General features: G+C 68.5%; 7 protein-coding genes, 2 tRNA genes and 3 pseudogenes. 3 read left to right on the top strand and 9 right to left on the bottom strand.

The window, feature by feature from the left end; all coding sequences use genetic code 11:
* Positions 1 to 725 (bottom strand): annotated as a pseudogene (locus J7462_RS31565) (glycosyltransferase family 87 protein); the annotation flags it as partial.
* A gap of 105 nt (positions 726 to 830) precedes the next feature.
* On the opposite strand from J7462_RS31565, the pseudogene orn reads away from it, so the two are divergent.
* Together orn and J7462_RS31555 are read left to right on the top strand one after the other, a co-directional pair.
* Positions 831 to 1,386: pseudogene (gene orn, locus J7462_RS31560) on the top strand (oligoribonuclease).
* A gap of 99 nt (positions 1,387 to 1,485) precedes the next feature.
* A tRNA-His gene (locus J7462_RS31555) sits at positions 1,486 to 1,557 on the top strand.
* Positions 1,558 to 1,763: 206 nt separating this feature from the next.
* Here J7462_RS31555 and J7462_RS31550 read toward each other — a convergent pair.
* Together J7462_RS31550 and J7462_RS31545 are read right to left on the bottom strand one after the other, a co-directional pair.
* Positions 1,764 to 3,059, bottom strand: a complete 1,296-nt coding sequence (locus J7462_RS31550) for an Ig-like domain-containing protein (protein ID WP_219467753.1) — start codon at positions 3,057 to 3,059, stop codon at positions 1,764 to 1,766.
* A gap of 172 nt (positions 3,060 to 3,231) precedes the next feature.
* The gene (locus J7462_RS31545; RefSeq protein WP_219467756.1) at positions 3,232 to 4,506 is read right to left on the bottom strand and encodes an Ig-like domain-containing protein; all 1,275 of its coding nucleotides are present in this window, start codon (positions 4,504 to 4,506) and stop codon (positions 3,232 to 3,234) included.
* A 187-nt stretch (positions 4,507 to 4,693) separates the two neighbouring features.
* Between J7462_RS31545 and J7462_RS31540 the strand changes: the two genes are divergently transcribed.
* Positions 4,694 to 4,769, top strand: a tRNA-Lys gene (locus tag J7462_RS31540).
* A gap of 142 nt (positions 4,770 to 4,911) precedes the next feature.
* Here the strand turns inward: J7462_RS31540 and J7462_RS31535 are convergent.
* The 6 genes and pseudogenes from J7462_RS31535 to J7462_RS31510 form a co-directional block, all read right to left on the bottom strand.
* Positions 4,912 to 6,128 (bottom strand): annotated as a pseudogene (locus J7462_RS31535) (tyrosine-type recombinase/integrase).
* A 3-nt stretch (positions 6,129 to 6,131) separates the two neighbouring features.
* Positions 6,132 to 6,338 (bottom strand): AlpA family transcriptional regulator, encoded by a 207-nt coding sequence (locus J7462_RS31530; protein WP_219467878.1) that lies wholly within the window; start codon positions 6,336 to 6,338, stop codon positions 6,132 to 6,134.
* Positions 6,335 to 7,579 carry a TRM11 family methyltransferase gene (locus tag J7462_RS31525; RefSeq protein WP_219467881.1) on the bottom strand — a complete coding sequence of 415 codons (1,245 nt, stop codon included), beginning with the start codon at positions 7,577 to 7,579 and terminating at the stop codon, positions 6,335 to 6,337. Before J7462_RS31525 ends, J7462_RS31530 begins: the two co-directional genes overlap by 4 nt.
* Before the next feature lie 11 nt (positions 7,580 to 7,590).
* Positions 7,591 to 7,884 (bottom strand): hypothetical protein, encoded by a 294-nt coding sequence (locus tag J7462_RS32875; RefSeq protein WP_255599282.1) that lies wholly within the window; start codon positions 7,882 to 7,884, stop codon positions 7,591 to 7,593.
* A gap of 778 nt (positions 7,885 to 8,662) precedes the next feature.
* Entirely contained in the window at positions 8,663 to 8,917 is a 255-nt protein-coding gene (locus tag J7462_RS31515) for a hypothetical protein (RefSeq protein ID WP_219470973.1), read from the bottom strand.
* A gap of 79 nt (positions 8,918 to 8,996) precedes the next feature.
* The coding region (locus J7462_RS31510; protein WP_219470971.1) for a hypothetical protein at positions 8,997 to 9,342 on the bottom strand (346 nt) is incomplete at its 5' end.

Genomic DNA, 9,342 nt, shown 5'->3' with positions numbered 1-9,342 from the left:
CCACAACTCGTGGGTCCAGAACCGCCACGAGTCGCGGGGGGCCACCGCGGCGGCCAGCAGCGTCGCTGCCGCCGCCGTGACACTCGCCACCACGGCCGCCCGCCAGCGCCGGGTCACCAGCAGGTAGACGATGAAGATGCCCGGAAAGAGCTTGAGCGCCGTGGCCAGCCCGACGCCCACCCCGGCCCACCGTCGCGCCTGCGGTACGGCGAAGAGCAGGTCGGCCAGGATCAGCACCACCAGCAGCATGTTGATCTGACCGAAGGTGATCGTCTCCCGGGTGCTCTCCACCGCGAAGACCAGCAGCACCGCCACGGTGAGCGCGAACGTCCGGTGCAGACCGTGCCGCTCGATCACCGGCAGCACCAGCCAGCGGGTGGTGACCACGACGGCGACGCAGGTCAGCACGGTGAAGATGACGATCGTCAGGCCCAGCGGCAGCACCCCGAACGGCCGCAACAGCAGGGCACTGAACGGCGGGTACGTGAAGTACAGCTCACCCTGCACCCGGTCGGGCTGCACGTAGTCGTAGAGCGGATGCCGGACGCCCACCAGTCCATCGCCCGCATGTAGATCTTCAGGTCGAAGAAGTCGTGCACCAGGCCCGGCAGGTAGAGCGCCGGCAGCACGGCCGCCAACGCCACCACCGTGACGACCCGGCGGGCCGTACGGCTCCGCTGGTCCTCCGGGGCGTTGACGGGGGAAGCGACGGATTCGGCGGGCACGGGGAAACCCTAGCGGTCCCACCCGCGACAGTGCCGAGGCGCGGGCACCTGGGCTGCGCGTAGTCTGTCCCGGTGGCTGACCTTCTCGTCTGGATCGACTGTGAGATGACCGGGCTCGACCTCGGTAGCGACAAGCTGATCGAGGTGGCCGCACTGGTCACCGACCCGACCTCAACGTGCTGGGTGAGGGTGTGGACGTGGTCATCCACGCCGACGAGGCGGCCCTGGAGGCGATGCCGGAGGTCGTCCGCACCATGCACGCCAAATCGGGTCTCACCGAGGAGGTGCGCCGCTCCACCGTCACCCTCGCCGAGGCTGAGGACCTGGTCCTGGAGTACGTCACCAGCCACGTGAAGGACCCGCGTACCGCGCCGCTGTGCGGCAACTCGATCGCCACCGACCGGGGCTTCATCGCCCGGGACATGACCCGGCTCGACGCCCACCTGCACTACCGCATGATCGACGTGTCGTCGATCAAGGAACTGTGCCGGCGCTGGTACCCCCGGGTGTACTTCGGCAGCCGCGCAAGGGGCTGGCGCACCGGGCCCTGGCCGACATCCAGGAGAGCATCCGGGAGTTGGAGTACTACCGGCGCACCCTGTTCGTGCCGCTGCCCGGCCCGGACGTCGAGACGGCGAAGGCGATCGCGGCACAGCTCTAGGCCGGTGCCGGCCGGCCGGCGGAACCCGCTGGACGGCCCCCGTCCGGGTGTGGCTATTATTAGTCCGCACCCGCCCGGGAAACCGGCGCGGACGGCATGGTGGCTGTAGCTCAGTTGGCAGAGCACCGGTTGTGGTCCCGGTTGTCGTGGGTTCAATTCCCATCAGTCACCCGGTTGGTGGATCTGCTCCACCGCAGCTCAGGCCCCCTCAATCGAGGGGGCCTGAGTCGTTGTAGGGGGCCAGGGGCTGGCCCGGCGGGCAGCACACCCCGCACGCGGACCGGCCCCCGCCTGATGACGGGGGCCGGTCGTGGAAGATCGGCGTGGGCCGGTCGGTCAGGACCCGGCTGGCCGGCTGCGGTCGGTCAGGGCGTCGGTCAGGGCGTCGGCTCGGCGCTCGGCGTGGCGGTGGCCCCGTCGGGGGAGGCGTCGGTGTCCGGCTGCCCGGCGTCCGGGTCGTACGGCAGGGCGCTGCCCTTGACGTACTGGTCCCAGCTCATGTTCCAGTCGGTCCAGCCGTTGCCGTTCTGGAGCTTGCGTTCGGTGCCCTTGACCGTGATCGGGTCACCGATCTTGGTGTTGGCGAACAGCCAGGCACCGTCCTTCATCGACACGTTGACGCAGCCGTGCGACACGTTCGTGGTGCCCTGCTGACCCTCCGACCAGGGGGCGGCGTGGATGAACTCGCCACCCCAGGTGAGCCGCTGGGCATAGTCGATCTTGGTGCGGTAGCCCTCCTCCGGGCCCAGCTCCTCCATCGTGTCGAAGACCGTCTTGCGGAGCTTCTCGATCACCACCATCGTCCCGCTGGACGACGGGGTGCTCTTCTTGCCCAGGCTGACCGGGATCGTCTTGACGACCTTGCCGTCCTTGGTGACGGTCATCCGCTTGGTTTTGTTGTCGACCTGCATCACCACCGACGGGCCGACCTTGACGTCCACCGTCAGGTCGGACCGGCCGTACCAGCCGCCGCCCATCGGCAGCCCGCCGGCCCGCACCTGGTACGACACCGTGGTGCCCGACTGCCAGAACTCCTTGGGCCGGTAGCGGACCTCGGTGGGGCTGACCCAGTGCCAGACGCCCTCCTGGGCCGGGGTGCTGGTGACCGTCATCCGGCGCTGCACGTCGTCGCGGTAGTCCTCCGGCACGGCCCGACCGAACTTCACGATCAGCGGCATGGCCACCCCGACCACCTGGTTGTCACCGAGGAAGCTGGTGACCCGCACCTGCTTGTCCGGCTTGGCCATCACCGTGAAGGCACTGGTGGCCGTCGCCGGCTTGCCGTCCTCACCGGTCGCCGTCACCGTGGCGGTGTACTTCTCCCCGTACTCCAGGGTGCCGTCGGGGAGCCAGCTCGCGCCGTCCGCGGCGAGCTTGCCCTCGACGGCCTTGCCGGCGGCGTCGGTGAGCGCGACGGTGGTGTCCTTGGCATCCTTGGCGGTGAAGACGATGCCGGTGGAGGCCGGGACGTCGGTGGCGTCGGCCTTCGGTTCGGTGATCGTCGCGCTGGCCTTCGGCGCGGCCTCCTCGCCGCCGCCCTGCCAGCTCGACGGCTTGTCGCCGCCCGAGCCGGTGCAGGCGGAGGTGAGGGCCAGCGCCGCGGCGAGGACCCCCGCCGCGAGCACCCGGCGGCGACCGGTACGCCCGGTCAGGTGGTCCTGGACAACTCGCATGATTCCCTCACAGTCGTGGTCCCCGATGTCCCATCGTCCCTCACAGACGCGGCGGCACGCCCGTCGGTTGCGAAGGGTGAACTGAAACACGCCGCCGAGCGGGGTGCGATGACGATGGGTCACCGGCCCGTGCCGCTCCGGGTCGGCGACCTGCGTCGACCCGGAGCGGAGGTCAGACCAGCGGACCCGAGCCGCCCTGTGGAACCGGCAGCGCGCTGCCCTTGACGAACTCCGCCCAGGTCAGGCTCCACGCCGTCCACCCGTTACCCGCTTCGAGCTTGCGTGGGGTGCCCTTGACCGTGATCGGGTCGCCCACCTTCGTCTGGGAGAAGAGCCACCTGCCCATCGCCATCGACACGTTGACGCAGCCGTGCGAGACGTTGCGCCGACCCTGCACCCCCTCGGACCACGGTGCCGCGTGGATGTACTCGCCGCCCCAGGTCAGCCGCTGGGCGAAATCGATCTCGGTGCGGTACTGGTTGGCCGGGTCCGGCTCGTCCATCGTGTCGAAGACGGTCTTCTCCTTCTTCTCCATCACCACCATGGTGCCGCTGGAGGAGGGAGTGCTCTTCTTGCCCAGGCTGACCGGCAACGTCTTGATCAACTGGCCGCCCTGGAACACCTCCATCTGCTTGGTGGCGTTGTCCACCTTCATTTCGAAGGCCCGCCCGATCTTGGCGGTCGCCGACCGGTCCACGTTGCCGTACCGGCCGTTGCTCAGCGGAATCCCGGCCAGCGCGATCCGGACGCTCAGCGTCGTCCCCGGCTGCCAGTACTCCGGCCCCCGGTAGTACGCCTGGGTGCCGCTGGACACCCAGTGCCAGGCACCCGGCTGCGGCGGATCAGTCTTGACGAACATCCGCTTCTGGACGGCTGCCCGGTCCTTCTGCGGAATGCCCGGACTGAACTCGGCCACCACCGGCATGGCCACGCCGTAGGTCCGGTCGTCGAAGAGGTAGAGGCCGGAGCCGATCATCGAACTCGGCTTGGCCATCGTGGTGAACGTGCTCACCCCCTGCCGGGGCTGGCCGTCGGCACCGGTGCCGATCACCGTGGCCTTGTACTTCGTGCCGTACTTCAGTGCCGACGACGGCACCCAGGAACTGCCGTCCAGCCGCAGCTTCCCGCCGACCTGCTTGCCGTCACCCGTCGTCAGGGTGACCGAGGAGACCTTCCCGCCGCCCGGGAGGTCGGCGCTGATCTCGGTGCTGACCGGTCTGCCCTTCGCCCCGTCGGCCGGACTGACCGCCAGGCCGTCCGCCACCGGTGCCGACGGCGACGCTCCGCCGGACTGCGCCGGGGTCACCGCCTCGGCGCTGGGCGAAGCCCCGGTGCCGCCGACGAACTCGGCTTCCTTCTTCTGGTCGCCGCCGCAGCCGGCCAGAGCCAGCGACGCCGCCAGGACGAGAGCGCCCGCCATCGCCCCGCCCCGCGTGAACCTGCCCATCCCCACCTCTGTTCTCGCGTACCTGGCGGACATCGTGCCCCATGTCGGCCACCAGCTCGATGCCGGAAGCTCTCCGGCGGGGGGATCTGAAGCCTTTTGCCCGTTAAGCTCGCCCGAAGAGTGGAGCCGGGTATCGGATTGGAACCCCGCTCATGGCCCGTGCTAGTGTTCTCTCCGTTGCCAACGAGCGCCGCTAGCTCAACTGGCAGAGCAGCGGACTCTTAATCCGCGGGTTCGGGGTTCGAGTCCCTGGCGGCGCACCACAAAAAGGCCCTGACCAGCATGTAGCTGGACAGGGCCTTGATGTTTGTCTATGTAGTTTTGAACCGCCCCCGTAAACCCCTCAGTAACGCCGTGGGGCGATCACATTCGACGGGGCGGGTGGTGCTGCCGGCCGCTGCCCGTCTATGCGGTCGGCTGCGGGCCAGGGCCGGGGTTCTCCGGATCGTCTGACGTTGGCCTTCCGCCGAGCTGTTCGAGGATGGCGGAGCTGTCCGGGGCGAGGGCGGCCTTGACGATGTAGTGCTTCTTGGTGATCTCGTTGCTTCCGTGTCCGAGTTGGGCGGCGGCGCTGTCGGTGTTGGCCTCCCTGTCGATCAGGGTGGCGACGGTCTTGCGGAAGGTGTGCGGGGTGACCCATTCGAGGCCGGTGTCGGCGCGGGCTGCACGCCACTGCCGGCGGACGTTCGGTGGGGAGAGCCAGGTGCCGCGTCGGGAGGCGAAGATCGCGTCGTGGGGGTTGTCGGCGGCGTCGAGCTTGCGGGCCATCAGCATTCCGACCGCGAAGCGGGCAGGACTACTGACCGGAATCCCGCGTCGGTCTTCGTCCACTCCTGGCGGAAGAAGCCCTGGCCTTTGACGTAGATGATGGTGCCGCAGATCGTCAGGACGGGGTGTTCGACGGCGAGATCCAGGTCTTCCCACCGCAGCGCCAGGATCTCGCCGATGCGGGCGCCGGTGGCGAGCATGAGGTCAACGATGTCGGCCAAGTCGCTGGTGGGGCGAGGGCCTGACTTGCCGGGGGTCGGCCGTTGCCACCTCCGGATCGCTGAGCGGACATCGTCGAGTTGTTCCCGTTCAAGGGCGACTACGGTCTTGCGTGGCTTGCGTAGGCGGCTGGTGTCGCGAATGGGGTTGGTCGTGAGCGCGCCGCGACGTACGGCCAGGGCCAACATCTGGCCGAGGACGACCTTCGCGCTCTTGGCGGCCGACGGGCGGTCCTCGGCGATCTTGCGCAGGAACTTGTCGATGCGGCCCGCGCTGGCCTCTCGGATCCGTAGGTCACCCAGGGCGGGCACGATGGAGACCCGAACGCTGATCTCATATCTGCTGATGCTCTGCGGCGAGACGCGTTCCTCTGCGGTGATCTCTTCCAGCCACAGAGCAGCGAGCGTGCTGACGTGCGTCTCCCGGGTGATCTCGTCGTCGTTGGGGGCCACGCGGTCGCGCAGTTTGATCTTCAGCGCTCGGATGGCGGCGGGGCCGGTGGTGTCGGTGGCCTCGACGTCGCGGGTCCGGCCGTCATGATCGCGGTATCGGGTTCGGGCGCAGTACCGGTTGGGGCCGAGCTTCTCGGTGCGGATGTTGCCCCAGGTTCCGATGGGTAGTGGGGGTCGGGCCATGGCTCAGCGCTCCGGGTCGGTGTGGGCGTCGAGCCAGCGTTCGATCTCGCTGCGTCGGTAGCGCAGGGTGTTGCCGACGCGGATGGCGCGTGGTCCCTTGCCTCGGCTGTGCCAGGCGTAGAGGGTGTTCTTCGGCTTGCCCAGCCAGGCCGCGACGTCGTCGATGGTCAGGAGGGGGTCGGGTCGCCACTCGGCGGCCGGGGTGTTCACTGCGGGCCCGTCGTGGTGGGTGAGCCGGGCTGGGGGTGTGGCCTGGGGGGATCGTCGGACCACCGGCGGTCGATGGGGGCGCGTCGTACGTCCCCTGGCGTGGGGTGCAGATGGGGCGGGCACGGATCGGGTGTCCTTTCATCGTCCCGGTCCGGGCGGGACCGGGGATCGATGGCGCTGCCGCCGGGACTGGCGTTTCCGGCGGGCACCGCCTGTGCACGTCGATCCACGCGTTGCTGGGTGAAGTCATCAAGCTGGTTAGCGTGCGCCGTGTTGCGCACAAACCAGCTCGCGGCATCGTGTGGGGCGGAGTTCAGCGGCGCGCGAAGGACTGCCACGTCTTCGTGTTGCAGGAGCCATTGCGGGTCGCCGGTGGCGATGGCGTCGCGGATGTTCTTCTGCTGGAAGAACGAGGCGCGGGGGATGATCCGGCCGTCGCGGACGCCGCAGATGAGGGCGATGCACTCCTCGACGAGTTCGAGTCCGGCGTTGGTGCCGGCGGCGGCGACCATGCCGGGGATGTCGATGAGTTCGCCGTGGCGGCGGTAGGGGCGGGCGGTGACGATGACGTGTCCGCCGGGACGCAGGAGTTGGTGGCAGCCGGTGAGGATCGCGGTGAACCCGTCGGCGAGTTGGCCGGGGGTGCGGTAGGCGAGGTTGTCGCTGCTGCCGTACCGGTGGTTGATCTTGCGGACTTGTCCGCGTCTCGGGCCTGGTGTGCGGACGTGGCCGTGGGTGGACGGCCCGTAGGGCGGTGAGGTGATCACCAGGGAGACTTGTCCGTGCAGGCTGGCCGGCAGCAGGGCCGGTAGGGCGGTGGAGTCTCCGTGGTAGATCTCGCCCCGACCTCGCGCACCAGCTTTGAGGGCGTGATGGATGTTGTCGGCTGCTTTGGCGACCCATTCGGCTTCGTACTCGACGCCGACGCCGTGGCGGCCGAGGTGCATGGCTTCGATGACGGTGGTGCCGATGCCGGCCATGGGGTCGAGGACCACGTCGCCGGGGTTGGTGTAGGTGCGGATGGCGTACCGGGCGATGGTGGGCAGCATTTTGCCGGGGTGGGTCAGTGACTCGGGGGTGTACCGGCCGCGTCGTAGGTCGCGGGACGGGTGTTGGCCGGTGAGCCAGACCGTGCCGAGGTAGCCCTCGGCGAGCAGGGCCACCAGATCGGGCCCGTCAGGGTACGGCGGTTCGGAGTTGTGCAGGCCGGTGGCCCGTTGCGACGGACGAGGCTCAGGCATGGGCGTTCTCCTCACCGGTGGCGGTAGTCCGAACACGACCAGGTCCCGGAACGTCGGAAGGTGCCGGCCAGCGAGCAGCCGCCGTCGGTCGTCGCCTTCGTCGGGGCGCTGCGGGGTGGTGCGCGGTTCGTGCTCGGGAGCGGGACGAGGAGGGCGGGTATGTGCTGGTGGTAGAAGAGGCCGGCGGCGCGGGCTGCGGCGATGACCGTCGCGCGGTAGCTGAACCTGCCGGGCGGGGGTGGTGTGGTGGTGAGTCCGGCGATCAGGAACCCACCGGGGCGCAGCAGTAGCCGCCAGGTGCTCATCGCGGTCGTCGGGTCATCGGGGGAGTCCCCCTCGGTCGTCCGGGTAGCACCGCCAGGATCAGGTCGACACCCCGATCGGCCGGGTGAGGAACGCCAGAGTTCGGACCTGCGGAAGGTGAAGGCCACAAGCGCAGACCGTGGGGGTCGGTGAGTAGTTGGGCTGGTATCCGGTGCAGGTAGGTGGTCGCGGCCAGGGCGGCGGGTGCGCGTCGAGGTCGAGGACTACATCTCCGGCGTCGTATACCGCGGATGAGGTAGGCGAGATGGTTCGGGGATAGTCCGTGCCAGTCCGGCACTTCCGGGCTGTGCGTTCGCCCTGTGCGGGTGTGGGGGAGGAGCAACCCGACCGGGACCGGCTGAGGCTGGTCGTCGGGAGTGGTGGAGCTGGGTTTCGGCATGGCGTGTGGGCCACATCCGCCGACGAGCGCTGACACCAAGGGATTACAAATCCGGACCTCGGATTGGAAGTCAGACCCCACGCTGACGAGGAGGCGTTAGCCGATGTTGGCCTGAACCTCGTCCGATGCACGACCAAGGGTCTGCTGGACCGATAGGTGACAGTTTCAGTCACGCGGGCCTGACTGGCGGGTCCGCTGACAGCGATCTGACCACGGGCGTCGCACCGTCGGAGGACACGAACCGTACGACAACCGAGGCACCGATGCGGCCTGCAGCCTCGACTTCAGCTCGATTCTCCACAACGACGCGGGGAAGCGGACCTCGACAGGACCGAGGTCTAGCTGCATGCCGGCGCCGCCGACGACGAGACTAGGCTGTGTCAGCACGAGCTCGCCGGGCTCGGCAGACCAGAGCGGTGTTCCATGAAGGCGATGACGCCGTCGGCGGTCACAGTTCGTTCGAGGACCGCATTCGGCCAGCTTCCTTGACCTGTCGACAGAACCGACCAGGCCATCGCGAGCGTCAGAGCATCTACTTCTGTCAGATCATCTGGTATCGGCTCTGTCAGCCCTAAGTGCTCCTGGAGGTCGTCGAGCAGCAGGACGAGGTCAGCAACATTGGCCAAGTCGGCCATCATCGGAGTTGGTAGATGAACCAACCGCTGCCTGCCGGACCAGACGTGCAGCGATGCCCGTCAACAACGCATGCCTTGACTATCTCGGCCATCGGGCGCAGCGTCGACGGTAATTGTCCGGCCGGACTCGCCATCCAAGCTTCAACTGCCCAACCAGAGCCTGCCAGCCATCGTCTACCCTCTCGGCTGGTGGCATCTGGTAGCTCATCTGCAGGTGAGCGGTCACCGTGCGGGACACGTCGGTGCCGACGATTGTCGCGCCCATGGAGCCGGCGAGGTGAGTGGTAAAGCTGATTGGAAGGCGACTCACCTGGTTGCCGTTGCTGTCCTCGGCGACCAGGTGGAGCAGTACTGGGGTCGCCAGCTCGCTGCGGCGAGCTGAACTGAACCGTTCCGCCCGGAGTCGGGAGGAAATAAGGCCTGCA

It is taken from the genome of Micromonospora sp. RL09-050-HVF-A, from assembly GCF_019374995.1.
Lineage (GTDB): Bacteria > Actinomycetota > Actinomycetes > Mycobacteriales > Micromonosporaceae > Micromonospora > Micromonospora antibiotica.
This window is presented reverse-complemented; position numbering and strand designations above follow the sequence as displayed.

Coding starts and splice junctions, on each gene's coding strand:
- J7462_RS31550 (WP_219467753.1), bottom strand. CDS start 3,059: ATGCGAGTTGTCCAGGACCACCTGACCGGGCGTACCGGTCGCCGCCGG.
- J7462_RS31525 (WP_219467881.1), bottom strand. CDS start 7,579: ATGCCTGAGCCTCGTCCGTCGCAACGGGCCACCGGCCTGCACAACTCC.
- J7462_RS31515 (WP_219470973.1), bottom strand. CDS start 8,917: ATGGCCGACTTGGCCAATGTTGCTGACCTCGTCCTGCTGCTCGACGAC.
- J7462_RS31545 (WP_219467756.1), bottom strand. CDS start 4,506: ATGGGCAGGTTCACGCGGGGCGGGGCGATGGCGGGCGCTCTCGTCCTG.
- J7462_RS32875 (WP_255599282.1), bottom strand. CDS start 7,884: ATGAGCACCTGGCGGCTACTGCTGCGCCCCGGTGGGTTCCTGATCGCC.